This window comes from Arthrobacter sp. 05T45 (genome assembly GCF_056395875.1).
Map to the genome: position 1 here is coordinate 124,589 of NZ_JBFTKI010000007.1, position 26,665 is coordinate 151,253.

Below are 26,665 nucleotides of genomic sequence, written 5' to 3' on the forward strand. Positions count from 1 at the left end.
ACGGACAGCCGACGACGGACAGCCGGCGGCTGCCCACCGGCCGGCCCGGGCAGGACTCAAGAAAAGTCATACGAGGAGGGAACAGGATACGAAGGACGCCCTGCAGCTGGCCGGCCAGCCTGGGGCACACGGTGCACGATCTGCCGGCGACACGTCACGAACCATCAGATCCAAAACAGGACTCCGGAAAAACAGAAAACCAGAAAACAGAAAACCAGAGAACCAGGAAAGAGGACACGGTGAAGAACTTCGGAACCCGGGCGGCATTGGCGGCCTGCGCGCTCAGCATGTTGACCTGGTGGTCTGCTCCGTCGCAAGCGCGGGCGGGGGACCACTCTGACGTGGGAACCGCCCATCCCCAGCGCGGGGACGTCCCCGGCTGGGTCATGATCACCCTCATGTCGGCAGTCCTCGTGGCCGCCCTGCTCGCCCTCGCCGGTCCTGCGCTTGAGGGACTCTTCAACCAGGCCATGGACAAGGTCGGACAGTAGGCGATGGCAGCCCAGGGCGGGGGGACCGGGCGCCAGATCGAAAGCGGGGAAAACCGCAAGGGCGTAGAGCGGGGCGCTGCAGTGGTGGACTTCGTGCTGATCGGTGCGTTGCTCACCTTGCTCTTCCTCGCGATCGTCCAGCTCACCCTGGTACTTCACGTCCGGAATACGCTGATCGACGCCGCCGCCTCGGGCGCCAGATACGGCACGTTGGCCGACCGCAACGACGGGGACGCCAAGGAACGGACTGTCCAGCTGATCACCGCGGCGCTCAACCCGGATTTCGCGCGGGACGTGGGGACAAGCGAATCGACGTTCCAGGGCATCCGCACACTCGAGGTGACCGTCCGGGCACCCCTGCCGGTCATCGGCTTCATCGGTCCCCGGGCGCTCTTGGAGGTGAAGGGCCATGCGGCCATCCAGCGGTGAACGGCCGGAGCACGGCGCCTCACCGGAACAGGGGAGTGCCGTGGTCGAGTTCGTCTTCCTGTCCGCGCTGCTGATGGTGCCCCTGGTGTACTTCATCATCACCGTGGGCCAGATCCAGGGCGGCTCGTTCGCAGTCGTGGGCGCCGCCGACCAGGCCGCCAAGGTCTACGTGGCCCAGCCGGACGCGGCCAGCGGCCGGGCAGCGGCAGAGCAAGCCGTGCTGCTGGCGCTCGCCGATTACGGCCAGCCGGCGGAAAACGCCACCGTCGACACCCGCTGCGAACCTGCCGACTGTCTGGCTCCCGGCTCGGCGGTGACAGTCACCGTCCGCCTCACCGTGCCCCTGCCGTTTGTGCCGTTCAGCGACGCACTGCATCTGAACGCGAGCCAGCTCAGCGCGTCGGCAACCCAGCTGGTGGGCAGGTTCCGGTGAGGGGCCGGCCCGGGCCCCGCCCGCAGGAGGGGCAGGTGCTGGTGCTGAGCATCGGCTTCGTGCTGATTGCCCTGCTGGTCGCCACCGTCGTGATGGCGGCCTCCAGCGTCTACCTCGAACACAAGAAGCTGCTCTCCCTCGCGGACGGTGCCTCGGTGGCGGCCGCGGACAGTTTCACCCTCGGCCAGCTGGGCAACGCCGGCGGCACACCGTCCGCCGTCCTCAGCGGGGCGAGGGTGCGCAGCGCCGCCGTCGACTATCTGGGCCGCAACGGCGCGTTCGACCGCTTCAGCGCCCTGGCCGTGGCGTCCTCGACGGGCAGCCCGGACGGCGCCACCGCCGTCGTGGTGTTGAGTGCAGCCGTCCACCCGCCGGTGGTGAACTTCCTGGTGCCGGACGGCATCCGGATCGAGGCGACGTCCACGGCGCGGTCCCGCCTCAGCCGCTGAGTTGCTGGCCCACCACTCCGGTTGCCCTGTCAGTAGATGCTGCCAACCAGGCCGTCGGGCAACCCAAAGTGACAGGGCAACCATCTATCGGGCAACCCGAAGTGATAGGGAAACCGGCAGGGTCGGGCGGCTAGGACACATAGCGTAGGCTTAAAAAACCATGGCAAACATTGATTTTCCCGCTGAAATCCGCGCACTGCGGGCCACCTACACGTCCATCGAGAACGTCTCGAACGTCGAGGCGCTCAAGGAAGACATCGCCGAGCTCAGCGAGCGGGCCGGTGAACCCAATCTTTGGGACGACCCCGCCGCGGCGCAGGTCATCACCTCGAAGCTCTCGCACAAGCAGACCGAGCTTGAGCGGCTCAACAAGCTCGTGGCCAGGATCGACGACCTCGAGGTCCTCGTGGAGCTCGGCCAGGACGAGGACGACGCCGACTCCATGGCCGACGCCGCCGCGGAACTCGAATCGGTCCGCAAGGCGCTGGCCGACCTTGAAGTCGTCACCCTGCTCTCCGGCGAGTTCGACGAGCGCGAAGCCGTGGTGACCATCCGCGCGGGCGCCGGTGGCGTGGACGCGGCGGACTTCGCCGAAATGCTGCTGCGCATGTACCTGCGCTGGGCCGAACGCCATGGCTACCCGACCACCATCATGGATACCTCCTATGCCGAAGAAGCCGGGCTGAAGTCCGCCACGTTCGAGGTCAAGGCGCCGTACGCCTTCGGCACCCTCAGCGTCGAGGCCGGCACCCACCGCCTGGTCCGGATCAGCCCGTTCGACAACCAGGGCCGCCGCCAGACCTCATTCGCGGCCGTGGAAGTGATCCCGCTGATCGAGCAGACGGACTCGATCGACATCCCGGACAACGAGATCCGCGTGGACGTCTTCCGTTCCTCCGGCCCCGGCGGCCAGTCGGTCAACACCACCGACTCCGCGGTGCGCCTGACCCACATCCCCACCGGCACCGTGGTGTCGATGCAGAATGAAAAATCGCAGCTGCAGAACCGCGCCGCCGCCCTGCGCGTGCTGCAGTCCCGGCTCCTGCTGCTGAAGAAGGAACAGGAGGACGCCGAGAAGAAGGCGTTCGCCGGCGACGTCAAAGCCTCATGGGGCGACCAGATGCGCTCCTACGTCCTGAACCCGTACCAGATGGTCAAGGACCTCCGCACCGAGCACGAGGTCGGCAACACCTCGGCCGTGTTCGACGGCGAAATCGACGACTTCATCGACGCCGGCATCCGCTGGCGGACGGACAACCGCAACGCCGAGAAGTAGGCCCGGCGCCGGGCCGGGCGCCTCCACTGGGAGGTCCCTGACAATCGCGCGACACGCCCCGCCGTTCCGGCGGTTCCGCCGTTACCCGTGCGTATAGTCGAGGGGCCGGAGCTCTACTTCCCCCAAACGAAAGCCCTTGCGCCGGCAGCAGAACCGGGCCCTCGCGGCCATGTCCTGCAGGGTACTAAGGGCCATGATCCGTTTCGAAAATGTCACCAAGGTCTATGACCAGAAGGCGCGGCCGGCGCTGGATTCGATCAACCTTGAGATCGACCGTGGCGAATTCGCCTTCCTCGTCGGCGCCTCCGGCTCCGGCAAATCGACCTTCCTGCGCCTGGTCCTCAAAGAGGACCGCGCCTCCTCCGGCGCCGTCTACGTGGCCGGCCAGAACGTCGCGAACATCTCCAGCTGGCGCGTGCCGCGCCTGCGCCGCGGAATCGGCGTCGTCTTCCAGGACTTCCGCCTGCTGCCGCAGAAGACCGTCTTCGCCAACGTCGCCTTCGCCATGCAGGTCATCGGCAAGAGCCGCAGCGTCATCCGCGACACCGTCCCCGAGGTCCTGAAGACCGTCGGGCTGGAAGGCAAAGAAAACCGTCTCCCGCACGAACTCTCCGGCGGCGAGCAGCAGCGCGTGGCGATCGCCCGCGCCGTCGTGAACCGCCCCGGCATCCTGCTGGCCGACGAGCCGACCGGAAACCTGGACCCCACCACCTCGATGGGCATCATGGGCGTGCTGGACAAGATCAACCAGAACGGCACCACCGTGGTGATGGCCACGCACGACGACGACATCGTCAACGAAATGCGCAAACGGGTGGTGGAACTGAAGAACGGGGTTGTGATCCGCGACGAGGCCAAGGCCCTCTACACCTCCATGATTCCCGTCGTGGGCCAGTCGCGCCGCCTGCGCGACGCCAGCGGACGGGACGAACAGCCGCAAGTTATCCCGCCCCGGGCCGGCTCGCGTGCCGAAGCCCGCGCCGAGTTCCGCACCGCAGGGGAGGGCCAGGCGTGAGGCTTGCATTCGTCCTGGGCGAGATCGGCAGCGGCCTGCGCCGCAACCTGTCCATGGTGATCTCCGTGATCCTGGTGACCTTCGTGTCGCTGACCTTCGTCGGCGCCGCCGGCATGCTGCAGCTGCAGATCAACCAGATGAAGGGCTACTGGTACGACAAAGTCCAGGTGGCCATCTTCCTCTGCAGTGACGGTTCGACGGCGCCCGGCTGCGCCACCGGTCCGGCGACGCCGGAGCAGGAGGACAACCTGCGCACGCTGCTGAAATCGCCCGCGGTGGCGCAGTACGTCAACGACTTCCAGTACGAGTCCAAGGACGACGCCTACAAGCACTTCAAGGAACAGTTCTCCAATTCCCCGATCGTTGACTCCGTGACCCCGGACCAGCTGCCGGCGTCCTTCCGGATCAACATGAAGGACCCGGAGAAGTACGAAATCATTAGCGAGACCTTCTCCTCCCAGGCCGGGGTGGAGACCGTGATCGACCAGCGGCAGCTGCTGGAGCGGCTGTTCTCGGCCATGAACGCCGCGTCCCTGGTGGCCGTGAGCATTGCCGGCGTCATGATCATCTGCGCCATCCTGCTGATCGCAACCACCATCCGGCTCTCCGCGTTCAGCCGCCGCCGGGAAACAGGCATCATGCGCCTGGTGGGCGCGTCCAAGATGGTCATCCAGCTCCCGTTCATCCTCGAAGGCGTGATCGCCGCGGTGATCGGTGCCGCCCTGGCCTCCGGCACCCTGTGGGCCGTGGCCCGCTTCTTCCTCGAAGGCGTCCTGTCCAAGCAGTATCCGGACACCGCGTTTATCTCGCCCGGGCAGACCCTGATCCTGGTACCTGCCCTGATTGGCCTGGGCGTTGTCCTGGCCGGAATTTCCTCCCTGCTGACCCTCCGCCGGTACTTGCGGGTCTAGCTTTGCGCAACGAAAAGGGAATGCTTATGACACCGATGGCCCGCCGCCCCCTCCGGCAATCCCTCCGGCTCCGCCTGGTGGGGCGCCGCAGCCGGATGATCAGCGCCACCCTGGCGCTGGTCCTGGCCGGGACCATGGGGGCCTCGAGTCCGGCGGCATTCGCCGACGACCTTGAGGACCAGCAGGCCGCGCTGCGCGAGGAGGCGGCCCGGGTCCAGCACTCCCTCGAATTCGTGGACGGCAAGATCGCCCAGGCCGCGGCAGACCTGGTCCTGTACCAGGGCCAGCTCCCCGGCGCCCAGCAGGCGCTCACGGACGCCCAGGGCCGGGTGGCCGGAGCGGTCCAGGAAGTGCAGGCCCTCGCGGCCCGCGTGGACCTGGCGCAGCAGAACAAGGCAAAAATCACGCAGCAGCTGGAAGCCGACAAACAGAAGATCGCGGACACCCGGAAACTGATCGGGCAGATCGCCACGCAGGCCTACAAGTCCGGCGGCGTCCCGTCCAATCTGTCCCTGTTCTTCGGCTCGAACCAGGGCAGCAGCCTGACGGACACCATCGACCTCGCGGACCAGGCCCTGCGCAGCCAGAACTCCGCGATGGACAAGCTCACCCAGCAGAGCGCCACCAACGTCAACGCGCAGGCCCGGCTGGCCGCCGTCGAGGCTGAAATCACCGACCTCAAGGCCAAAGCCGACGACGCACTGGCCCGGGAAAAGACCGCCCGGGACGAGGCCGCAGCCAAGAAGGCCGCCGTGGACAAGCTGATTGCCGACACCACCCGGCTCGACGCCCAACTCCAGGCCGCCAAGCCCGGCATCCAGAACCAGCTCGCCCGGGTCAAGGCCCAGCAGGACGCCGTCGCCGCCGAGATCGCCGAACGCGACCGGAAGCTGCGTGAGGCCTGGCTGGCCGAGCAGCGGCGCATTGCCGAGGCCGCGGCGGCCGCCGCCCGGGCGCAGGGACAGGCGGTCCAGCCGTATGTCCCGCCGGCCCAGGGCTCGCCGTCGGCCTTCGGGCTGCAGCACCCGTTCCCCGGCAATATTCCGATCACCTCCGGGTTCGGCTGGCGGGCCACGCCGCCGGGCACGATCGACTTCTACGGCCAGGGCGGCTACATGCACACCGGCATCGATTTCGGCGCCGCCTGCGGCACACCCGTCTACGCCGCGGCTGCCGGCACCGTCTTCTCGGCCGGCTGGGCCAACGACGGCGGCGGCAACAACGTGAAGATCTCCCACGGGGTGGTCCAGGGCAACTCGCTGACCACGATTTACTACCACAACACTTCCGTGGCGGTCTCGGTCGGCCAGCACGTCAACCAGGGGCAGCTGATCGCCTATTCAGGCACCACCGGCAACTCCACCGGCTGCCACTCGCACTTCGAGACCTGGCTCAACGGCCGGGCCGTGGACCCGATGAACCTGCTGTAGCCCGGCCCGGGCGATCCGGCCCTGGCCATCCGCTGAGGCGGTCGCACTGCCGTAAACTGGAAAGACTCCGCACCACCTGGCCGGAGTGAACCACCAACAAACCGAGGAGTCCTACCGTGCCCAAAGAAAGTGGCCGTAAGGTAGTGGCCACCAACCGCAAGGCTCGGCACGACTATCACGTCCTTGACACCTATGAGGCCGGCATCGCGCTGATGGGCACGGAAGTAAAGTCCCTGCGCGAGGGCCATGCCTCGATGGTGGACGGCTTCTGCACGTTCTACAACGACGAGCTGTGGATGGAGGGCATCCACATCCCCGAGTATCACCAGGGGAGCTGGACGAACCACGCCGCACGCCGCCGCCGCAAGCTGCTGCTGCACCGCGAAGAGCTCACGAAGATCTCGCACAAAATCCGCGAGTCGGGCTTCACGATCGTGCCGCTGCAGCTGTACTTCGTGGACGGCCGCGCGAAGGTCGAAATCGGCGTCGCCCGCGGCAAGAAGGAATACGACAAGCGCCAGACGCTGCGCGAACAGCAGGACAAGCGCGAGGCCCAGCGCGTCATGCGCGAACGCAACCGCCGCTAGCGCGCCGCAGGCTGTCACGGTCCCCGGGAATGTTTCCCGGAGGCGGTGCGTTATGATTGGTAGTCCGGGAAGGATCCGAAAGTATCCGGTCCGGGTTTGATAAAAAAATACGGGGATGATCGGTTTCGACGATGTTAGTCGCGACAGGTGAAGCGGGCCGAGGATGCAGAATTATCTCGTAAACGCTGTCTGCAAACCAATAAGTGCCGAATCAAAACGCACTGACTTCGCTCTCGCTGCCTAAGCAGTAAGACAGTCCGTCAGCCCGAGGTTGCTATTGCCCCGGATCCTGGCGTCATTTAGATAGCCACTGCTGTTTACCTCCGTCATCGGGGTAAACGGGACTCTTAGATGACTGGGCCCGGATCAGCCAGCTGTTTGCAGCATGGCTGGGGCCGAGAAAATCCAACGCAAACTGCGCCCGGAGAAGCCCTGACAACACGACATCGGACGGGGGTTCAATTCCCCCCATCTCCACATAGGGGCCCGGCAACGGCGCTCCACCCCGTATTGGGTTCACGAATACTCCCCGCCGGCTTCTGTCGGCGGGGAGTTTTGTGCTTAAGGCCAAAGAGGAGGGAAGCGTCTTCCGACACTTCCCTCCTCCTTCCAGTTGTTTGGCACTACATGCCGAGGATCTTCGCCTTCTGGACGCCAAACTCTTGTTCCGTGAGAATCCCTTGATCCTTCAGCGCCCCGAGCTGCTTGAGCTGTTCGAGGGCTTCGTTTGAGATGCCGCCGGCAGGCGGGGGAGGGGGTGGTGGCTGCTGGTAGACCGGCTGCTGGTAGGCCTGCGGCGGTGGTTCCTGCTGGGCCATCTGCGAATCGTAGGCCTCCTGCTGCTTGGCCGCGGTCGCGGCGTCCTTCTCGGCAAACTTGTTGGCCTGGCGGCGCTGGACCCGGCCGCTGACTGCACTAGCCGTTCCGGCAACGACTGCCGTCCGTGCCACACCCCTAAGAAGTCCCATAATTCTCTTCCTCTCACATCTCTTGTTCTGCGTCAGGTCTCAGGCGTCGGCAACCGGAGGTGCGGCGGCGTCAAGTGCATCAAGTGCTTCCATCACGTCCGGAGCAGGGATCCGCGTGCTCGCGATGAGTTCGCCCCCGCTGTCCCGAACGGCCGCCACGAACGGTGCCGCCCAGGTGTTCTCGTAGACGATCAGCGCGGCCACCGTCCCGGGGAGCAGCGCGGCCGAGGCCTCGGCGATGTCATCGTCGCCCAAAAGCCCGGTCCGGGCCCCCTCGAAGTAGGAGAACCCCGCCGCGGGACCGCCTGGGTCGGTGAGTTCGAGCACCTCGACAGATCCGTCGTCATTCTTCATGACGACGAGGAGATCGAAGAGGCGGATCACGCCCTGCTCGACGAGCTTAACGAGTTCCTCACTCGCCCGTCCCGTCAGTCCCGATACGGGGAACTCCAGGAGTACGAAGTCGACCGGCCCGTGGGCCTCAGTCTCCGGTGTGGTTGTCACTGGTATTCCTCCGGTCTGTGTCGAGCACGCTGTCTGGCGCACTGGTCTTAGTGTGGGCGGTCCCCGCCGGGCCGTCACCACCCGCGTCGAATGATTCCGATGGGCCCCGCGCCGCTCAACGGTTGGAACTGCGTCGCGGACATGCCCCGGAATAGGACCTCTCGGTCGGATCCCAAGACCACTCAACCGCCAACGTGAGATTGTCACATCATCCATTTCGGGTGAGCCACCAGCCCGACGGGACGTGTCAGGGCACCACGACAAGAGGCCGGAAGCAACGGCTTCCGGCCTCTCGATTATTCAGCGCTTCTTGATGTGTGCCACTGGGTCGGTGTGGGCATCAACGATGTGTTTCGCCTTTTTCTCTGCCCGTTTTTCCTTGATGGTTTTAACCGACTTCTTCGACACGCTCTGGTGCGGCGTCTTGTCAGGCATGGTGCTCTCCCTCACGGCAGGGGCCAGGGGTAGCCCCGTCTTTTAAGCTACGCCTCGGGAACGGCGGCGTCCACGATCCCTGCGAAACGGCTGCCGACGCCGTCGTACACACTGCGCACGAGCCCGGGCCCGAGCACCGGGATCTCGCGTGCCTCGTGGTGCGCGCAGCAGACGTAAGTGAACTCCGGCCACCATTTTTTGGGCCGGGCCGCTTCGGAGAATCCGCAGACGGCACAGGTGAGCTGGACCCAGACGGGCCGCTTGCCGGTGCGGTTTGCCTTGGACTGGACCAGCCACGCCGGCGGGTTGTCCAGCAGCTCGCCCAGCTCGGCCTCGGACAGCCGGGGCGGGATGCCGTGACGGTGCGCCATTTCCAGGGGAATGTCGAGGGTCTGGGCTGCTTCACGTCGGGTAACCATCCTTCAACGATACGGGAACGACGGCGGCCCGAAGCCACCAGGGCGCCCCGGTGTTACCCTCGACACACCGGCGGCGGGCTAAGGTTTTCAGCCCGCGAGGGCAAGCCCAAGCGCGGCGGCCGCGAGCCCCACGAGAAGGTTCGCGCCGATGTTGAGCGCCGCCGCCCGGTACCGCTCTTCGCTGACCAGGCGGACCGTCGCGGTGGTCCATGAGCTGAAGGTGGTCAGGCCGCCGGCGAGACCGGTTGCGATCGCGGCGTGCCAGTCGGTGCCCAGCTCCAGGTGGCCGGTCAGGCCGACGGACCAACCGATGATGAAGGATCCGGCGACGTTGACCGTGAACGTCGCCCAGGGCCAGTGCGGTCGGGAGCCCTGATGGTGCGCAAACCAGGAGTCGACGGCGAACCGCAGGAGTGCTCCCGCCACCCCGCACGCCCCGACCAGGAGCGCGGTCATCATTGGGCACCGCCGCGGAGGTCTGCAATCGCCTTGCCGGTTTTCCAGCCGGCCGCCGCCGCCCCGAGGCCCAGGACCAGCGAGAGCCCGAGGTAGGCCAGCCACGTGGCATGGAAGCCGCCGCGGATCTGCTGGTCAATGGCAATCACCAGCGCCGAAAAGGTGGTGAAGGAACCCAGGAGGCCGGGGCCGATGCCGGCCCGCAGCCAGAAAGCCGTCTGCGGCCGCGCGATCCAGAGGGTGGTCAGGGTGGCCAGAACGAAACTCCCGGAGACATTGATCGCCAACGTGGTCCACGGCACCCCGCCGGCGCTTTCGGGAAAAATCAGGCCGGCGCCGAAACGCAGCTCGGTTCCGATCAGCCCGCCGACGGCGACGGCGGACCAGGCCTTCCACCCCGGCACGCCGGGGCGCGGCACGGCCCGGCGCTCGTCCAGCGCACCCTTCACTCAGCTCTCCGTGACGCTGCAGCCGGCGTGCCCAGCATCGCTGTGGACCCAGAGGGCCGAGGCGACCTCGTCGGCGAAATCGAATTCGCGCGGTGCCGCGGCGGAACCGATCCGCACTACCATGGGGCCACCGAAGGGACGCCGGCCCACCACCTCCACTTCGGCGTCGAGGTCGATGTCCTCTGCGGCGAGATAGCGCAGGAGCTCCGGGTTCTCGTCGCTGATCCGGGTGATCCGGCCGGTGTGGCCGTCGTCGAGTTCGCTCAGGCGGTGGGCGGCGGGCATCAGCACCGAGCCGTCGGCTGCCGGAATGGGATCGCCGTGCGGGTCCCGGGTGGGGTTCCCCAGCTTGGCCGCCATGCGTTCAATAAAGGTGTCCGAGACGGCGTGTTCCAGGAGTTCGGCTTCGTCATGGACCTCGTCCCAGCGGTACCCCAGCTCGCGGACGAGGAAAGTCTCGATCAGCCGGTGCCGCCGGACCATGGACAGGGCGAGCCGGACTCCATCGCTGGTGAGCGTGACGGCGCTGTAGGGCTTGTGGTCCACGAGGCCCTGGTCCTTGAGCTTGCGGACCATTTCCGAAACCGAGGAGTTGGCGACGCCCAGGCGCTGCGCCAGCTGCGTGGAGGTGATGGGCTTGCGCTGCCACTCGGTGAACGAATAGATGACCTTGACGTAGTCCTCGATCGAGGAGGAGGGCGTACTGGTCTTCACAGACCTAAGCCTACCGTCAGCTGCTTCCGGAGAAAGTGAGCCACAGCAGCACCAGGTTGAGAGCCACTACGAGCACCACGCTGATGATGGCGGCGACTCGGAGGGCCGGGCCGTCGGCGAACCGGCCCATCAGGGCTTTGTTGCTGGTCAGCACCACCAGCGGGACCAGGACAAAGGGAATCCCGAAGCTGAGGACCACCTGGCTCAGGACGAGCGCCCAGGTGGGGTCGAAGCCCACCGCCAGCAGCACGACGGCGGGGATGAGGGTCACGACGCGCCGGGCCATGACGGGGATCCGGATCTTGAGCAGGCCCTGCATGATGGTGCCGCCGGCATAGCAGCCCACCGAGGTCGATGCCAGGCCTGAGGCGAGCAGCCCGACCGCGAAGATCACGCCGACGATCGGGCCGAGGTTGGCGGTGATGGCGGCGTGCGCGCCCTCGATCGTGTCCGTGCCTTCTTCGCCGCCGAGGGTGGAGGCGGCCAGGAGCAGCATGCCGATGTTGACCAGTCCGGCGATCGCGAGGGCGGCCACGACGTCGAACCGGGTGGCCCGGACCAGGCGCGCGATGGCCGCCGGGGGAACATGCAGGTGTTCGTCCGGCCGGTGCCGGTCCCGGGACAGGGCCGAGTGGACGTAGATGGCGTGCGGCATGACGGTGGCCCCGAGCATGCTGGCGGCCAACAGTACGGTGTCCGGTCCCTGGAAGCCGGGCATGAGCCCGGCCAGGGCGGCTCCCGGATCGGGCGGGCTGATGAACAGCCCGGCCAGGAAGCCGACTGTGATGATGCCGAGCAGGAACATGATGATGAATTCGAACGGCCGCTGTTTCTGCCGGGCCTGGACCGCGAGCAGGAGCATTGACACGGCGCCGACAATCAGGGCGCCAAGGGGGAGGGGCAGGCCGAAAAGCAGGTACAGGGCAATTGCGCCGCCCACCACCTCCGCGAGATCGGTGGCGGCGGCGACAACTTCGGCCTGCACCCAGAAGGCGCGGCGCCAGAACGGCTTGAGCCGTTCACCAAGGATCTCCGGAAGGCTCTTGCCCGTGACGATCCCGAGCTTGGCGGACTGGTACTGGACGAGCACGGCCATGACGTTGGCGGCCACGAGGACCCACACCAGCAGGTAGCCGTACTGCGCTCCGGCGGTCAGGTTGGCGGCCACGTTTCCGGGGTCCACGTAGGCGATCGACGCCACGAAGGCCGGTCCCAACAGGCCGATCAGCGCCCTCCGGGCACCCGGGTGTTTGTAAGTGGGGGCGTCCTGCGCCGGTTGCCCGTGTCCCGTTAGCTCCAGCACTGCCAGCTCCTGTGATTGGCGCGTCGGCGTTGACGCGATGATCGGCGCCGGCCGGAAAACAGCCGGTGTCAAAGTTTCGTGTGCCTATAAGAAATTATTAGGCATACCGAAACAATAAGCCCGGCGGGCGCTGCGTGCAATCCGGGGGAATCCGGGGTGAGCGTGCATCAGGCCCGGAAGGCCCGCCACGTCTGGGTCACGTATGGCAGCCGGAGCACCTCGCCTGGGGTGTGCCCCAGATGCTCGTGCAGGTACCAGGCGAGGTTGGCTGTGACCTTGGCCCGGGTGGAGTCCGATGCCGCGAGATAGTAGCTGCGGGACTTGGCCAACTCCTGGATGTCCTCCGCCGTGACGGAATCCTCCCAGCGCGTCAGGTGGCTCTCCAGTCCGGTGAACTCGGGGCCCACGGCCGGACGGAAGTTTGGCTTGTGGACGTCCCCTGCATGCATGATCCGGGAGAGCCGGTGCACCCAGGGCACGCTGGTGTCCAGCTGGTTCCAGATCAGGCCCAGCACGCCGTGCGGCCGCAGGATCCGGGCAATCTCGGTGCTGGCCAGGCCGGGGTCGCACCAGTGCCACGCCTGGGCGACCGTGACCAGGTCAAAGGACTCCGGCTCGAGACCGGTGTCCTCGGCGCTGCCCTCGATGGCGGTGACGTCCGGCAGGGTCCGGCGCAACTGCTCAAGCATGTCGGCAGAGGGGTCCACGGCCACCGTGGCCAGTCCGCGTACTGCCAAAAGGGAGGTGAACTTCCCGGTGCCAGCGCCAATGTCCGCGGCGTCCCTGGCTCCCGCCGGGACCAGCCAGTCGGCTGACTCCTGCGGATAGCCGGGGCGGACGCGCTCGTAGTGCTCCCCGCCGTCCTGGAAGCTTTGTCCGAGTTCCTGGCGCCGCTCGCTGTGCAGCTTCGGTCCGCTGTGGAGCCTAGCTCCGCTGTGCAGCCTGGGGCCGGCGCTTGCCACGTGCGATCTCCTTCGGGAAGGTCCTGCTGGTTTCAGATACCTTTCGAATTTACCGCACCCGCGCCGGGCCCCGATCCTGCCTAGTCGAGGGTGCAGGGCGCAGCGCCGGCGGTGCCCGGGGTGTTCGGCGCCCAGTGGGGATAGCTGCGGGTATCGTTGGCCGGCACCCAGCGGCCCGCGTCCACCACGTAATCCCAGCCGAGTCCGTTCTGCCGCAGCTGCTGCAGGCCGGCCAGCAGGCGTTCGGCGTCCTCCAGCCGTGAGCCGAGGCCGAAGCTGGCCCGCAGGGAGCCGGCGGGCAGGCCGAGCCGCTTGAGCAGCGGGTGGGCGCAGAAGCGGCCGTCGCGCAGGCCAATGCCGTGTTCGGCCGACAGGTAGGCGGCCACCAGTCCGGCGTCGTAGCCTTCCACGGAAAAGTTCACGACGCCGATCGTGCCGGTGTCCGGCTGATCGCCTCCAGTGGAAGAAGCGAAGGAAGAATCGGAAGCCGAATCGGCAAAGATCCGGTGCACGGTTACTCCCTCGATGCCCTGGAGGCCCTCGACGAGGAAGGACCGGATGGCGTCCTCGTGGGCCTGCCACTGCTCCGGGTCCAGGGCCGCAATGACCTGGGTGGCACGGGCGAGGGCCGCCGCGCCGAGGACGTTCGGCGAGCCGCCCTCGTGCCGGGCAGGTCCCGTGGTCCAGCTGACGGAGTCGAGCCGGGCATCGCGAACCGCGCCGCCGCCGGCCAGGTGCGGGGTGCCGGCGTCGAGCCAGTCCGTCCGCCCCACCAGCACGCCGGCGCCGAACGGGGCGTACAGCTTGTGTCCCGAGAAGGCGAGGTAATCGACGTCGTCCGCGGCGATATTGATCCGCCGGTGCGGGGCGAGCTGGGCGGCGTCGACAACGATCCTGGCGCCGTATTCGTGCGCCAGTGCGGCCAGGGTCCGGATCGGGAGGATCTCCCCGGTGACGTTGGAGGCGCCGGTGACGGCCAGCAGGCCGACGCCGCCGCGGGCGAGTTCGTCGCGCAGCCGGTCCACGGTGGCCGCGAGGGTGGCGGCGGCCACGACGCTGCGGTGCGGGACATTCTGCCAGGGCAGGAGGTTGGCGTGGTGTTCGATGTCGAGGTAGAGGACCTCGCCCGCGGGCCGCCCGTCGCGCAGCGGCAGGCAGCCGGCCAGCAGGTTCAGGGAATCGGTGGTGTTGCGCGTGAAGATCACGGAATCGCCGGGCCGGCCGCCCACGAAGTCCCGCACGATGTCCCGGGCGTTCTCGTAGACGGAGGTGCTGATCTGTGATGCGTAGCCGGCGCCGCGGTGCACGCTTGCGTAGTACGGCAGGATTTCGTTCAGGTAGGCCGAGACCACGGACAGGGCCGGTGCGGAGGCGCCGTAGTCGAGGTTGGCGTAGCGCGCGTGGCCGCCGGTGATCAGCGGGGCCTGGATTTCGGCCCCGGTGACGGCTGCCAGGGGGCGGGCCGCGAGGGCAAGCCGTGCATGGAATTCAGGGGCAACGGGGAAAATGGCAGTTGTCATGGGACCTCACTCGAACAGGACCCCACACCGTGGGAATCCGCGCTTGCCGGGTCCGTTCCGGACCGGCCAGGTCGTCACCCGGGGCACCCCACCGCGACTGGAGGGTTGCCGGCCAGCAAACCGGGGTTTAGCGCTGGCACTCGTGACCTGCATCGAGCGTAGGACATCGGCGCAGCCGGGGAAAAGGCGGCCGCCGATTGTGAAGCGGATTATTACGGGCGCGGATCAGTTGTTCGGGTGGGCCTGGAAGAGGTCGTCGAGTCCGGGGTTGAGCCGCTTGAGGACTTCCGAGTGCAGGATCGAATTGGTGGCCAGGGCGTTGCCGCCGAAGGGGCCGTCCTCGCCTTCGAGTGAGGTGAAGCGGCCGCCGGCCTCGGTCACGATCGGCACCAGGGCGGCCATGTCGTAGAGGTTCAGCTCGGGTTCGCAGGCGATGTCCACGGCGCCCTCGGCCACGAGGCAGTACGACCAGAAGTCACCGTAGGCGCGGGTCCGCCACACTTCCTCGGTCAGGCCCAGGAACTCGTCCAGGTTCCCGCGTTCCTTCCAGCCGCCAAGGCTGGAGTAGGACAGCGAGGCGTCCTCGAGATTGGAGACGTTGGATACCTTCAACCGTGTGGCGGCGGCGAGCGAGCGGCCCGTGTAGGCGCCTGCACCCTTGGCGGCCCACCAGCGCTTGCCCAGTGCCGGCGCGCTGACGACGCCGACCACCGGCTCGCCTTCATCGACGAGGGCGATCAGGGTGGCCCAGACCGGGACGCCGCGGACAAAGTTCTTCGTGCCGTCGATCGGGTCGATGATCCACCGGCGGGAACCGTGGCCCGAGCTGCCGAACTCTTCGCCCAGGACCGCGTCACGCGGACGTGACCGGGAGAGCTGGCCGCGGATGGCCTCTTCCGCGGATTTGTCGGCATCGGTGACGGGTGTGAGGTCGGGCTTCGTCTCGATCCGAAGGTCGAGCGCCTTGAAGCGGCTCATGGTCTGGGAATCGACCGAATCTGCCAGTACATGGGCAAGGCGCAGGTCATCGTTGTAGCTCGAAGCGGGTTGGCTCATGGTTCCAAACTACCGTCAAACCGGGCCGCTGGGCGGGAGGCCGCGGCTCGGCGCCGCCGCCCCGTTGCCGGTCCGGCTAGGAGACGGTGCCCAGTTCCTTGGTTTCCTGCGCTTCCATCCGCGGGTCCGTGCCCAGCAGCCGGCGCAGGGACGCGAGCCTGGCCGGTCCCGAGGGCCCCGCGTGCCCGGCCGCAACCCACTTGTCGACGCCGCAGTTGACGGCGGTGGAGTCATGCTTGCAGCCGCGTTCGCAATCATCGGTGCCCGGTTCCAGGTCCGGGAAGGAACGCAGGATCCGGTCCGGGTCCACGTGGGCCAGGCCGAAGGACCGGATGCCGGGGGTGTCGATGATCCAGCTGCCGGCCGGGGCATCGTTGACTTTGAGCGCCAGTGCCGAGGAGGACGTGTGGCGGCCGCGGCCGGTTACCGCGTTCACGCCTCCCGTGGCCCGCTCGGCCCCGGTCAGGGCGTTGACCATGGTGGACTTGCCGACGCCGGAATGGCCCAGCATCACGGTGACCTTGCCGTCGAGGTAGTCGCGCAGCTGGGACACCGCGTCCTTGTCGAGCCGGGCGGAGAGCCCGTCGTCGGAGCGGGCGTCGATGCCGGAAGCGGCGGAGTCTGCGGTCTTGGAGATGATGACGGGGAAGTCGAGGTGCTGGTAGTTGGACAGCAGCTCGGCGGGATCCTTGACGTCGGCCTTGGTGACGAGCAGCAGCGGCTCAATGCCGGCGTCGTATGCGGCCACCAGCGCGCGGTCGATGAAACCGGTCCGCGGCTCGGGGTTGGCAGCGGCGACCACCACCACCAGCTGGTCGGCGTTGGCCACGACGGCACGTTCGATCGGGTCCGTGTCGTCGGCGCTGCGGCGCAGCAGCGTCTTGCGGTCCTGGATCCTGACCAGCCGCGCCAGGGTGTCGGGCTCGCCGGTGACATCCCCGACCAGGGAGACGAAGTCGCCGGCAACCACCGGGTTGCGGCGCAGTTCCCGGGCCCGGGCCGCGATGATCTTGCGTTCGTCCGCGGTCCCCTCGCCGACGACGGCGGTGTAGCGGCCGCGGTCAACGGTGATGATGCGTCCGGTGACGGCGTCGTCGTAGCTGGGCCGGTCCTTGGTGCGGGGCCGTGTGCCCTTCTTGTTCGGCCGGATCCGGACGTCGGACTCGTCCCAGGAATCAGTGCTGCGTGCCACCGGCGGTGTCCTCATCTGCGGCGGGTCCCTGGGCCAGCATCGCTTCCCAGAGTTGCGGGAAATCGGGCATGGTTTTGGCCGTGGCTGCGATGTCCTCGACTTCCACGCCGGGTACGGCAAGGCCGAGGATGGCGCCGGCGGTTGCCATGCGGTGGTCCGCGTAGCTGTGCACCACACCGCCGTGCAGCGCGGCCGGGCGGATGATGAGGCCGTCGGGGGTTTCTTCGGCGTCGCCGCCGAGGCGGTTGATTTCGGCGACGAGGGCGGCGAGCCGGTCCGTTTCATGGCCGCGGAGGTGGGCGATGCCGCCCAGCCGTGAGGGGCCGGTGGCGAGGGCGCACAGCGCGGCAACGGTGGGGGCGAGTTCGCTGGTTTCGTCGAAGTCGCCGCCCTTGATCTCCGGGCCTCCGCTGACGGTCAGGGTGCCGCCGTCAACCGTCACCGTGGCGCCCATAGCGGTCAGGATTCCGCGCCAGAGATCACCCACCTGGGTGGTTTCCGCAGGCCAGTTCGGGATCCGCACGGTGCCGCCGGTGGCCAGGGCCGCCGCGAGGAAGGGTCCGGCGTTCGAGAGGTCCTGCTCGATCCGGACGTCGAAGGCGCGGATCGGGCCGGGGGAGACAACCCAGTGGTTCGGCACCGAGTCGTCGACCGCCACGCCCACGCCGCGCAGCACGGCCACGGTCATGTTGATGTGGTCCAGGCTCGGCACGGGCTTGCCGACGTGCTCCAGGTGGAGTCCCTCGGTGAAGCGCGCCCCGGCCAGCAGCAGGGCGGAAACGAACTGGGACGAAGCGCTGGCATCGATGACCAGGTGGCCGCCGCGCACCTCGCCCGAGCCGAGCACCGTGAACGGCAACGACGACGCCGGACCGCCGTCGGGTGCGGTGACTGCCACACCCAGGCCGGCGAGGGCCTCGATAATGGTGCCCATGGGGCGTTTGCGGGCGTGCGGGTCGCCGTCGAAACGGGACTCACCGCGGCGCAGCGCGGCCACCGGCGGCACAAAGCGCATGACCGTGCCGGCCAGGCCGCAGTCGATCGCCGTGTCAGCCGCCGCGGTGTCCATGCTGATCGGGACGATTTCCAGGTCGGGGCCGAAGGCGCCGTCGCCGGGCACTTCCGTGACGGTGGCCCCCAACTGCCGCAGGCCCTCAACCATCAGCGCGGAATCCCGGGAGTGCAGGGGAGCCCGCAGCCGGGAAGGTCCGTCCGCGAGGGCCGCGAGCACGAGGTACCGGTTGGTCAGGGACTTGGATCCGGGAACGGTGACAGTGGCATCGACCGGCCGGGCGGCGAAGGGGGCGGGCCAGTGCGGGCCGGCGTCGGCTGCATGGGCGCCGGCAGGGTGGGACGGGGCAGCGGCAGAAGAGGGGGTGGTGCCAGTCATTACCGTCTTAGGCCCCGGCAGAGTGGTCTACGGCCTTGCGGACGACTTTGTCGGCCTTCTTCAGCTGCTTGTTGGTGGTCTTGCGGGCATCGGCGGCGAGGTGTCCGGCGCTCTTCTTGGCATCGGCGGCCAGGTGCCCGGCGCGCCAGGCCAGGCTGGGCTTGCCGGCGGTATCGACCGCGGCGAGGAGCACGCCGCCGGTGAGGGAGACGTTTTTCAGGAGCTGTTTGCGGCGGGCGTCGCGGGCTTCCTTCGAGGAGATGTCCGCGCTGCGCCATTCGACGTAGCCGTTCAGGAGCGAAATGACGGCGAGCAGGGTGGCCGCCAGCCGGGCGGACTTGCCGAGGGCGAAGCAGACGCCGGCACCGATCTGGGTGCCGCCGATCACGCGTGCCACGACTTTTTCATTTGGCTGGAACGGCAAGGCGTCGGCCGCACGGCGCAACAGGGGGGACAGCTGGGCCGCAGTGTCATCCGCGTTCTTGAGCTTGTCCATGCCGGCGAGGACGAAACTGGAGGCGAGCATGGGCCGGGCGAGAAAGCGGACAAACGACATGAATTTCCTCCTGGATGGACGAACAGCGGCTTCACTGCGGGAGAACCGGTTCTAGTCTTGCACTTTTGCGGAATATTTGCCCGCAGGACGTGGTTGTGAAAGGCAGATCCCAGCAGGCTAACGAAGGCGGAGATTTGACTCTGGTCAAAGACAGGGCGGAACCGGAAGCCGGTTCCGGTCAATCATGGACCCTCGCGCTTCCGGCGGTTCCGGGTGCCCGGCGGAAGGTGACAGTAGACTTGAACGCAATGAGCACCATGGACCCGGCCGTTGCGGCCATGCACGAGGTTGCCGGAAACGACGCCACGCCCACCAAGACACCTGATGCCGGCACGCCCGCCGCTTTGGAGACCGAGGTGGACGGGAAGCCCCTTGATGTCTCCACCGAGTCCGCGGAAGAGCGCCGGGTGCGCTTTGAGCGTGACGCCATGCAGTACGTGGACCAGCTGTATTCGGCGGCCATGAGGATGGCCCGGAACCCCTCCGACGCCGAGGACCTGGTCCAGGAGGCGTATACGAAGGCGTTTTCCGCGTTCCACCAGTACAAGCCCGGAACCAATCTGAAGGCCTGGCTGTACCGCATCCTCACCAACACGTACATCAACCTGTACCGGAAGCGTCAGCGCGAGCCGCTGCAGTCGAATTCGGACACCATTGAGGACTGGCAGCTGGCCCGCGCCGAGTCGCATACGTCCTCGGGACTGCGCTCGGCGGAGGCTGAGGCCCTTGACCACCTGCCCGACTCGGATGTGAAGCGCGCCCTCCAGTCGATTCCGGAGGAATTCCGGCTGGCCGTGTACTTCGCCGACGTCGAGGGTTTCGCGTACAAGGAAATTTCGGACATCATGAACACCCCCATCGGGACCGTCATGTCGCGGCTGCACCGCGGCCGGAAGATGCTGCGGGACATGCTGGGGGACTATGCCGCCGAACGAGGATTCAGGGCCGCCACCGAGTCAAGCGCCGCGGCCGACAGCAACAAACAGGAGAACAGGAAATGAGCGACTGCCAGGGACTGGGCGATTGCGATGACGCCCGGATGCAACGTATCTATGAATATCTGGATGGTGCGCTTACGCGTGCAGACATCGCAGAGATCAAGGACCACCTGGACAGTTGCCCGGAGTGCCTGGAGCAGTATGACCTCGAATGTGTCATCCGCGTGATGGTCAAGCGTTCGTGTACCGAAGCAGCTCCGGAAAACCTCAAGAACTCCATCCTGGACCGGATTCACTCGATCCGGACTGTGGAAGCCTGAGCCGGACTGTGGAAGCCTGAGCCGACATAAACGAATGACCCCGGAATCCGTGAGGATTCCGGGGTCATTCGTCTAAAGCTGTCATTCCAAGCTTTGCTTAGGCGTTGGGGCGCTTACCGTGGTTCGCGCCGCCACGCTTACGGTCACGACGTTTACGTGCACGTTTGCTCATAGCTGGCCTCCTTAATCTTGGTACTCAAAAGAGCTGCCCTCAAGTCTCCCACATCGCGGCACCCGCCGCGAACCGGAGGCCCGTGCTACGCGCCGCGGCCGGTCGGTCCCGGCCTCAGCCCTCCAACGAATTTCGGATCGAGATCCGGGCCTGGTCCAGCACGGTCCTGACCGTTTCGAGCGTGACGGCGGTGACCGGACGGCTCCCGGCATGACGCCGCAGTTCCACCCGCATGTCGTCGCGGAACGCCTGCACCAGCACTTCCGCTTCCTTCAGCCGCCGTTCGCCCTCCGGGGAGTACCACGGGCTTCCCGCGGCGCCGGCAGTGCCCGTCCCGCCGGCAGAACCGGCGGCGCGGGCCGAGGTCCGGGCCGCCTCGGCCGTGGCCGCAAGGTCGGCCCGGAGGCCGCGCATGTTGACGCGGATGTCCTGGCGCAGGTTGTCGGCGAGCCGGCGGACCGACGCCGAGATGTCGTTCTCGACGCCGGCGAGTTCGTCCCGCCGGCGGTTCAGTTCCGTGAGGCCGGCCGGAGTGATGCTGTAGTTGGTGCGGCGGCCTTCCGTCCGGGTGGCGACGAGCCCTTCCTCTTCAAGCTTGCCTAGGCGCGGGTAGATGGTCCCGGCACTGGGGGAGTACGTTCCGCCGAAACGCTCGCTGAGCGCCTTGATCAGCTCGTAGCCGTGCTTGGGGCCCGATTCGAGCAGGGCGAGCAGGTACAGCCGCAGCGCCCCGTGGGCGAAGACGGGAGGCATCAGAGGGCCGTTTCGGTGTCCGGGCTGGGCTGGCCGTGGAAGAGCGACGTCTTTCCCGAGACCGAGTTGGTCCGGACCAGCATCAGCTTGGCGTCCGGTCCCGCGATGGTCTGCACCGTGCCGCCGGGCTGGGCGTACCTCGTGTCATCGATGACCACCGCGCCGCTGGCGGACTTGGCAACGATGTCCACCCCGACGTCGTGCGGCAGCCGGATGGTGACGTCGCCGGAGACCGAATTGGCGCCAAAGTCATGGGTGAAGCCGTGCAGGTCGAAGTTCAGGTCGCCGCTGACGGTGTTCGCCCGGATGTTGCTGAATTCGCCCGAGGCCGTCACCTCGCCGGAGACGCTCTTGGCGGTCAGGACGCCCCGGTGGTTGCGGGCAATCACCTCGCCGCTGACCGTGTTGACGGACAGGTTCCCGGCGGTGCCGTCGGCCAGCACGGACCCCGAGACGGTGTTGAGCCGGGTGTGGCCGCTGAGCCCGGAAACCATGCCGTCGCCGCTCACCGTCCCGGCCTCGACCTCGACGCCGGCCGGCAGGGCGATGCTGATGACCACCGAGTTGCTGCTGCCGTTGTTGACGGTGCTCATCAGGTTCTTGAACCAGCCCTGCGGGCCGTGCAGCTGGTGGCGGACTTCCAAGCGGCCGTTGACGATCGAAACCGACAGCGGATCGCCTTCGATTTCCGAGACCTCGATCCTGGCAACGTCCTCGTCATGGGTGACGATGTCGAAGCGGCCGCGGACAATCCCGAGTTTAAGGGAGTGGACGCCGTCGACGTCGATGGTCTGCGGGCCGGTCACGGTCCACGTGTTCTCTGACATGGTTCCTCCGGAAAGGCGAAAGGGCTGGGGCAACTAACGATATATCGCGACTATGAAGTCACGATATATCGCGCTTGCCGGCAGGTCAAGATATATCGCGAAATCCCTGGAGGGTGTGATCCCGGCGCGGCCGGTTGCCTGCTTGCCCGCCTATTCCGGGGTGTCCAGGCCCAGCCACTGGAACCAGCCGCGGTGCAGCACGAGCCAGGCCATGAGGCCATAGCCGGCCTGGCCGGGCGTGCCGCCGTTGGCCGCGAGGTCCTGGCGCCACTGCTCGTGGTTCAGCAGCGGCGAGAACGTGTCGACATAGAGGTGCTTCCGGCGCGTCGTGACGTCGGCGAAGGCGGTGTTGAGCTCGCCGAGCCTGCGGTTCTGTGCGGGGTCGAGCGTGGGCGGCGGGCCCACGACGAAGACCTCGATCTTGTTCTGGGAGGCGGAGTCCAGGATGTTGGCCAGGTTCAGGCGGCTGCGGGCCGTGGACAGGCCGAACTCAATGTCGCGTCCTGACAGGCCGATCACCAGGCGGTTTTCGTGGTGGTTGCCGAATCGTCGGCCCGCCTCCTCGAGCCAGCGGGCCGCAATGCCCTCGGTGCCCTCTTCGGGGCATGGCAGGGAGTAGCACTCCAGGGCGACGCTGTCCTGCGGCGTGCGGGCCAGGACCCGGCCCAGCCAGCCCAAGGCGCGCGGATCACCAAGCCCGGCCAACAGCTCGTCCCCAACGGCTGCGATCCGCAGCTTCCGATCTTCCACGACTACCTCTTCACTTCAACGCTGTCCATCAAGCTGACCACTAATAGTCCATTAAACAGAACCGCCCGGCCGGAGTGTTGTTGTTTCAGTCTCCGGCCGGGCAGCAATGCCGCTATTTACGAGCGAATGCCTGCTTGAGCAGGGCGTCCTGTTCTGCCGCGTGGCGCTTCATCGACCCTGCCGCGGTGGAGGCCGAGGCGGGGCGGGAGATGAGGCGGACCCGGCGGTCCAGGGCGTCCGGCAGGTTCAGGCCGATGAACGGCCACGGACCCTGGTTGGCCGGTTCGTCCTGCGCCCAGACCACTTCGGCGTTCGGGTACTTGGCCAGCTCCGCTGCGATCTCGTCGGCCGGCAGCGGGTACAGCTGCTCGACGCGGACGATGGCCGTGGTCTTGTTCTCGGTCTTCTGCCGGGTGGACAGCAGATCGTAGTACAGGCGCCCGGAGACCAGCAGCACGCGTTCGACGGCGTCGGCCTGCAGTTGCGCGTGTTCCGGAATGACCGGGCGGAACGAGCCGGTGGTGAAGTCCTCCACGGAGGACGCTGCGGCCTTGAGGCGGAGCAGCTGCTTGGGCGTGAAGATGATGAGCGGCTTGCGCGGCCTGCTGTACGCCTGGCGGCGCAGCAGGTGGAAGTGCGAGGCCGACGTCGTGGGGTTGGCCACGATCATGTTCTCTTCGGCGCACATCTGCAGGAAGCGCTCGATGCGGGCGGAGGAGTGGTCCGGGCCCTGGCCCTCGTAGCCGTGCGGCAGCATGAGGACCAGCGAGGACCGCTGGCCCCATTTCTGCTCGGCCGAGGAGATGAACTCATCGATGATGGTCTGCGCGCCGTTGACGAAGTCACCGAACTGCGCTTCCCAGAGCACCAACGCATCCGGGCGTTCCACCGAGTATCCGTATTCGAAGCCCATGGCGGCGTATTCGGAGAGCAGCGAATCGTAGATCCACAGCTTCGCCTGGTCATCCGAGAGGTGGGACAGCGGAAGCCATTCGTCGCCGTTGGCGCGGTCGTGGAAGACGGCGTGGCGCTGCACGAAGGTGCCGCGGCGCGAGTCCTGGCCGGCGAGCCGGACGGGGACGCCTTCCATGATGAGCGAACCGAACGCGGCCAGTTCACCGAAGCCCCAGTCGATGCCGCCTTCACGGGACATCGCCTCACGCTTCTCCAGCAGCTGCTTGAGCTTGGCGTGGACGGTGAAGCCGTCCGGGATATCGGTGTGGGCCTTGCCGATGCGGGCCAGGGTCTCCGCGGAGATCGCGGTGGATACCGGCGCGCTGACGCCGGAATCGGACTGCTGGGCCATGGGGCGTTCCAGGTCCGACACCGCGGCCGAATCGGCCGTGATGATCGGGATCGGGGACGTCTGGGCGGCGTGGGTTTCCGCGAAGACGCGTTCCAGGCGTTCCTGGTAGTCCCGCAGCAGCTGCTCGGCTTCTTCCTCGGTGATGTCACCGCGGCCGATCAGTGATTCGGTGTACAGCTTGCGGACCGAGCGCTTGGCCTCGATCAGGTTGTACATCAGCGGCTGGGTCATCGAGGGGTCATCGCCCTCGTTGTGGCCGCGACGGCGGTAGCAGACCATGTCGATGACAACGTCCTTGTGGAAACGCTGACGGAACTCGTAGGCAAGCTGCCCGATGCGGACCACGGCCTCCGGGTCGTCGCCGTTCACGTGGAACACCGGTGCCTGGATCATCTTGGCGACGTCCGTGGAGTACGTGGAGGAACGCGAGGACGACGGTGCGGTGGTGAAGCCGACCTGGTTGTTGACCACGATGTGGATGGTGCCGCCGGTGCGGTACCCGCGCAGCTGGGAGAGGTTGAGCGTTTCCGCGACCACGCCCTGGCCCGCGAAGGCGGCGTCGCCGTGCACCATGATCGGCAGCACGGGAAACGCCTCGCCCTGGTCCAGGCGGTCCTGCTTGGCACGGACGATCCCTTCGAGGACGGAATCGACGGCCTCGAGGTGGGACGGGTTCGCGGCGAGGTAGACCTTGGTCTCCTTGCCGTTGTCCGAGGTGAAGGTGCCCTCGGTGCCCAGGTGGTACTTGACGTCACCGGAGCCCTGCACGGAGCGCGGGTCCTGGGTGCCTTCGAATTCGCGGAAGACCTGCGCGTAGGTCTTGCCCGCGATGTTGGTCAGCACGTTGAGCCGGCCGCGGTGGGCCATGCCGATCGCCACTTCGTCGAGTTCGTCGTCGGCGGCGTCGGAGATGATCGCGTCCAGCAGCGGGATCAGGGACTCGCCGCCCTCGAGCGAGAAGCGCTTCTGGCCGACGAACTTCGTCTGCAGGAAGGTCTCGAAGGCCTCGGCGGCGTTGAGCTTGGAGACGATGCGCAGCTGCTCGTCGCGGCTCGGCTTCGAGTACGGGTGCTCCAGCTGGTCCTGGAACCACTTGCGCTCGGCCGGGTCCTGGATGTGCATGTATTCGATGCCGGCGGTGCGGCAGTAGGCATCACGGAGGACGCCGAGGATGTCGCGGAACTTGAGCATCGGCCTGCCGCCGAAGCCGCCGGTGGGCCACTCGCGGTCCAGGTCCCACAGGGTCAGGCCGTAAGTCAGGACGTCGAGGTCCGGGTGCTTGCGCTGGACGTACTCGAGCGGATCGGTGTCCGCCATGAGGTGGCCGCGCACGCGGTAGGCGTGGATCAGCTGCTGGATCCGGGCGACCTTGTTGATCTCGTCGGCCGGGTCCACCTGCAGGTCGGGGCTCCAGCGCACGGGCTCGTAGGGGATACGCAGGGACTCAAAGATCTCGTCGTAGAAGTTCTGCGCGCCCAGCAGCAGCTGGTGCACGAGCTTGAGGAACTCGCCGCTGCCGGCACCCTGGATGACGCGGTGGTCATAGGTGGAGGTCAGCGTGAGGACCTTGCTGATCGCGTTCTGCGCGATGATCTTCTCGCTGGCACCCTGGAACTCGGCCGGGTAGTCCAGTGCGCCGACGCCGATGATGGCGGCCTGGCCCTTGGACAGACGCGGGACCGAGTGGACGGTGCCGATGCCGCCGGGGTTCGTCAGGGACACGGTGGTGCCGGAGTGGTCGTCCGCGGTCAGCTTGCCGTTGCGGGCACGCTTGATCAGGTCCTCGTAGGTGTGCCAGAACTCGGAGAAGTTGAGGGTCTCCGCCTTCTTGATGTTCGGGACCATGAGCAGGCGGGTGCCGTCGGGCTTGGGCATGTCGATCGCGATGCCGAAGTTCACGTGCGCCGGCTGGACAGCCACCGGCTTGCCGTCGATCTCGTCGTAGTAGACGTTCATCGACGGGAACTGGGACAGGGCGCGGATGACGGCGTAGCCGATCAGGTGCGTGAAGGAGACCTTGCCGCCGCGGGCGCGGGCCAGGTTGGAGTTGATGACCACACGGTTGTCGATCAGGAGCTTCGCCGGGATGGCGCGGACGCTCGTCGCGGTCGGCACTTCCAGGCTGGTGACCATGTTCGAGGCGATCGCCTTGGCCGGGCCGCGCAGGACCGAGACGACGTCTTCTTCGGGAGCCGTCGGGGCCTTGAGGTTCTTGGGCAGCTGCGCCGGGATCGGCGCGGTGCCGGGGCCGGCGTCGGAAGTCTTGGAGCCGTCCCGGGCGACGGTGGCCGGGGCTTTCTTGGCGGCGGGCGCAGCCGGTGCGGGCGCAGCCGTGGCGGCGGGAGCTGCGGGGGCGGCGGGCGCAGGTGCTGCCGGAGCGGCGGCGGGCGCTACAACGGGAAGTTCACGGGTGGCAGGATGCACAGCTGTCGCGGTGCCGGACGTTCCGTTGGCGGGAGAGGCGTCACTAGCTTCAAAGGATTCGAACAGGGGCCACCACTTGGAGTCGACCGTGTTCTTGTCCTGCTGGTAACGCTCATACAGTTCGTCAACGAGCCACTCGTTTCCGCCAAATTCCTCTGGTAGACGGTGGCTAGGCTGCTCTGGCACTTGAAATACGCCTCTTCCGTGAGTTTGATTCCCTCTGGCTTCCA

General features: G+C 67.1%; 30 protein-coding genes, 1 other RNA gene and 1 riboswitch. Of the genes, 12 read left to right on the forward strand and 19 right to left on the reverse strand.

The annotated features are described in order from the left end of the window. The first annotated feature begins 239 nt into the window (after positions 1-239). The 10 genes from AC1DGD_RS10025 to ssrA all read left to right on the forward strand — a co-directional run bounded on the left by AC1DGD_RS10025 (position 240) and on the right by ssrA (position 7,501). Complete coding sequence (locus tag AC1DGD_RS10025) at positions 240-491, forward strand: hypothetical protein (protein ID WP_476856705.1); 252 nt, start codon at positions 240-242, stop codon at positions 489-491. Positions 492-494: 3 nt separating this feature from the next. Beyond that, positions 495-920 (forward strand): TadE family protein, encoded by a 426-nt coding sequence (locus tag AC1DGD_RS10030; protein WP_476856706.1) that lies wholly within the window; start codon positions 495-497, stop codon positions 918-920. After that, positions 901-1,353 carry a hypothetical protein gene (locus AC1DGD_RS10035; protein ID WP_476856707.1) on the forward strand — a complete coding sequence of 151 codons (453 nt, stop codon included), beginning with the start codon at positions 901-903 and terminating at the stop codon, positions 1,351-1,353. The genes AC1DGD_RS10030 and AC1DGD_RS10035 overlap by 20 nt, the downstream gene beginning before the upstream one ends. 35 nt (positions 1,354-1,388) lie before the next feature. Continuing rightward, complete coding sequence (locus AC1DGD_RS10040) at positions 1,389-1,802, forward strand: pilus assembly protein TadG-related protein (RefSeq protein WP_476856708.1); 414 nt, start codon at positions 1,389-1,391, stop codon at positions 1,800-1,802. A gap of 160 nt (positions 1,803-1,962) precedes the next feature. Next, a complete protein-coding gene (gene prfB, locus AC1DGD_RS10045) occupies positions 1,963-3,078 on the forward strand; it encodes a peptide chain release factor 2 (RefSeq protein WP_223916104.1) in 1,116 nt (371 codons plus the stop codon). Between the two features lie 193 nt (positions 3,079-3,271). Continuing rightward, the gene (gene ftsE, locus AC1DGD_RS10050) at positions 3,272-4,093 is read left to right on the forward strand and encodes a cell division ATP-binding protein FtsE (RefSeq protein WP_043435207.1); all 822 of its coding nucleotides are present in this window, start codon (positions 3,272-3,274) and stop codon (positions 4,091-4,093) included. After that, positions 4,090-5,004, forward strand: a complete 915-nt coding sequence (ftsX, locus tag AC1DGD_RS10055) for a permease-like cell division protein FtsX (RefSeq protein ID WP_028276034.1) — start codon at positions 4,090-4,092, stop codon at positions 5,002-5,004. The genes ftsE and ftsX overlap by 4 nt, the downstream gene beginning before the upstream one ends. A gap of 26 nt (positions 5,005-5,030) precedes the next feature. Beyond that, entirely contained in the window at positions 5,031-6,434 is a 1,404-nt protein-coding gene (locus tag AC1DGD_RS10060) for a peptidoglycan DD-metalloendopeptidase family protein (RefSeq protein WP_476856729.1), read from the forward strand. A 116-nt stretch (positions 6,435-6,550) separates the two neighbouring features. After that, a complete protein-coding gene (smpB, locus tag AC1DGD_RS10065; RefSeq protein ID WP_026266743.1) occupies positions 6,551-7,021 on the forward strand; it encodes an SsrA-binding protein SmpB in 471 nt (156 codons plus the stop codon). Positions 7,022-7,132: 111 nt separating this feature from the next. Further along, positions 7,133-7,501: a transfer-messenger RNA gene (ssrA, locus tag AC1DGD_RS10070) on the forward strand. A gap of 143 nt (positions 7,502-7,644) precedes the next feature. On the opposite strand, the gene AC1DGD_RS10075 is transcribed toward ssrA, so the two are convergent. The 14 genes from AC1DGD_RS10075 to AC1DGD_RS10140 all read right to left on the reverse strand — a co-directional run bounded on the left by AC1DGD_RS10075 (position 7,645) and on the right by AC1DGD_RS10140 (position 18,945). Continuing rightward, positions 7,645-7,989 (reverse strand): SHOCT domain-containing protein, encoded by a 345-nt coding sequence (locus tag AC1DGD_RS10075; protein ID WP_476856709.1) that lies wholly within the window; start codon positions 7,987-7,989, stop codon positions 7,645-7,647. A gap of 39 nt (positions 7,990-8,028) precedes the next feature. Further along, a complete protein-coding gene (locus AC1DGD_RS10080) occupies positions 8,029-8,493 on the reverse strand; it encodes a DUF6325 family protein (protein ID WP_223916098.1) in 465 nt (154 codons plus the stop codon). Between the two features lie 300 nt (positions 8,494-8,793). Beyond that, entirely contained in the window at positions 8,794-8,928 is a 135-nt protein-coding gene (locus AC1DGD_RS10085) for a hypothetical protein (RefSeq protein ID WP_018775274.1), read from the reverse strand. 47 nt (positions 8,929-8,975) lie between these two features. Beyond that, complete coding sequence (locus AC1DGD_RS10090) at positions 8,976-9,347, reverse strand: hypothetical protein (RefSeq protein WP_223916096.1); 372 nt, start codon at positions 9,345-9,347, stop codon at positions 8,976-8,978. A gap of 87 nt (positions 9,348-9,434) precedes the next feature. Next, complete coding sequence (locus AC1DGD_RS10095) at positions 9,435-9,803, reverse strand: fluoride efflux transporter FluC (protein WP_476856730.1); 369 nt, start codon at positions 9,801-9,803, stop codon at positions 9,435-9,437. Further along, positions 9,803-10,252, reverse strand: coding sequence for a fluoride efflux transporter FluC (locus AC1DGD_RS10100; protein WP_476856710.1), 450 nt, complete (start codon positions 10,250-10,252; stop codon positions 9,803-9,805). The genes AC1DGD_RS10095 and AC1DGD_RS10100 overlap by 1 nt, the downstream gene beginning before the upstream one ends. Then, entirely contained in the window at positions 10,253-10,966 is a 714-nt protein-coding gene (locus AC1DGD_RS10105; RefSeq protein ID WP_079553023.1) for a metal-dependent transcriptional regulator, read from the reverse strand. A gap of 16 nt (positions 10,967-10,982) precedes the next feature. Further along, a complete protein-coding gene (locus tag AC1DGD_RS10110) occupies positions 10,983-12,269 on the reverse strand; it encodes an Nramp family divalent metal transporter (protein WP_476856711.1) in 1,287 nt (428 codons plus the stop codon). 167 nt (positions 12,270-12,436) lie between these two features. Then, positions 12,437-13,231 carry a class I SAM-dependent methyltransferase gene (locus AC1DGD_RS10115; protein ID WP_476856712.1) on the reverse strand — a complete coding sequence of 265 codons (795 nt, stop codon included), beginning with the start codon at positions 13,229-13,231 and terminating at the stop codon, positions 12,437-12,439. A gap of 80 nt (positions 13,232-13,311) precedes the next feature. Further along, the gene (locus AC1DGD_RS10120; protein ID WP_476856713.1) at positions 13,312-14,751 is read right to left on the reverse strand and encodes an aminotransferase class V-fold PLP-dependent enzyme; all 1,440 of its coding nucleotides are present in this window, start codon (positions 14,749-14,751) and stop codon (positions 13,312-13,314) included. Between the two features lie 34 nt (positions 14,752-14,785). Then, positions 14,786-14,899, reverse strand: a riboswitch (SAM riboswitch). Between the two features lie 77 nt (positions 14,900-14,976). Then, positions 14,977-15,807, reverse strand: coding sequence for a histidinol-phosphatase (gene hisN, locus AC1DGD_RS10125; RefSeq protein WP_028277489.1), 831 nt, complete (start codon positions 15,805-15,807; stop codon positions 14,977-14,979). A 76-nt stretch (positions 15,808-15,883) separates the two neighbouring features. Beyond that, positions 15,884-16,999 carry a ribosome small subunit-dependent GTPase A gene (rsgA, locus tag AC1DGD_RS10130; RefSeq protein WP_223916089.1) on the reverse strand — a complete coding sequence of 372 codons (1,116 nt, stop codon included), beginning with the start codon at positions 16,997-16,999 and terminating at the stop codon, positions 15,884-15,886. Then, positions 16,983-18,389 (reverse strand): 3-phosphoshikimate 1-carboxyvinyltransferase, encoded by a 1,407-nt coding sequence (aroA, locus tag AC1DGD_RS10135; protein WP_476856714.1) that lies wholly within the window; start codon positions 18,387-18,389, stop codon positions 16,983-16,985. The genes rsgA and aroA overlap by 17 nt, the downstream gene beginning before the upstream one ends. Positions 18,390-18,396: 7 nt before the next feature. After that, positions 18,397-18,945 carry a DoxX family protein gene (locus tag AC1DGD_RS10140; protein ID WP_028277492.1) on the reverse strand — a complete coding sequence of 183 codons (549 nt, stop codon included), beginning with the start codon at positions 18,943-18,945 and terminating at the stop codon, positions 18,397-18,399. Between the two features lie 248 nt (positions 18,946-19,193). Between AC1DGD_RS10140 and AC1DGD_RS10145 the strand changes: the two genes are divergently transcribed. Beyond that, positions 19,194-19,946 carry a sigma-70 family RNA polymerase sigma factor gene (locus AC1DGD_RS10145; protein ID WP_476856715.1) on the forward strand — a complete coding sequence of 251 codons (753 nt, stop codon included), beginning with the start codon at positions 19,194-19,196 and terminating at the stop codon, positions 19,944-19,946. Continuing rightward, positions 19,943-20,203, forward strand: a complete 261-nt coding sequence (rsrA, locus tag AC1DGD_RS10150; protein WP_018775287.1) for a mycothiol system anti-sigma-R factor — start codon at positions 19,943-19,945, stop codon at positions 20,201-20,203. The genes AC1DGD_RS10145 and rsrA overlap by 4 nt, the downstream gene beginning before the upstream one ends. A gap of 97 nt (positions 20,204-20,300) precedes the next feature. Here the strand turns inward: rsrA and AC1DGD_RS10155 are convergent, their stop codons facing one another. The 5 genes from AC1DGD_RS10155 to AC1DGD_RS10175 form a co-directional block, all read right to left on the reverse strand. Then, positions 20,301-20,375, reverse strand: coding sequence for a 50S ribosomal protein bL37 (locus tag AC1DGD_RS10155; protein ID WP_104061284.1), 75 nt, complete (start codon positions 20,373-20,375; stop codon positions 20,301-20,303). 114 nt (positions 20,376-20,489) lie between these two features. Then, positions 20,490-21,128, reverse strand: coding sequence for a PadR family transcriptional regulator (locus tag AC1DGD_RS10160; RefSeq protein ID WP_476856716.1), 639 nt, complete (start codon positions 21,126-21,128; stop codon positions 20,490-20,492). Beyond that, positions 21,128-21,955: a DUF4097 family beta strand repeat-containing protein gene (locus AC1DGD_RS10165; RefSeq protein ID WP_476848821.1), complete on the reverse strand. Its 828-nt coding sequence runs from the start codon at positions 21,953-21,955 to the stop codon at positions 21,128-21,130. The genes AC1DGD_RS10160 and AC1DGD_RS10165 overlap by 1 nt, the downstream gene beginning before the upstream one ends. 150 nt (positions 21,956-22,105) lie before the next feature. Beyond that, a complete protein-coding gene (locus tag AC1DGD_RS10170; RefSeq protein WP_079553040.1) occupies positions 22,106-22,705 on the reverse strand; it encodes a GDSL-type esterase/lipase family protein in 600 nt (199 codons plus the stop codon). A gap of 112 nt (positions 22,706-22,817) precedes the next feature. Continuing rightward, complete coding sequence (locus AC1DGD_RS10175) at positions 22,818-26,621, reverse strand: multifunctional oxoglutarate decarboxylase/oxoglutarate dehydrogenase thiamine pyrophosphate-binding subunit/dihydrolipoyllysine-residue succinyltransferase subunit (protein ID WP_476848822.1); 3,804 nt, start codon at positions 26,619-26,621, stop codon at positions 22,818-22,820. Between the last annotated feature and the right edge of the window lie 44 nt (positions 26,622-26,665).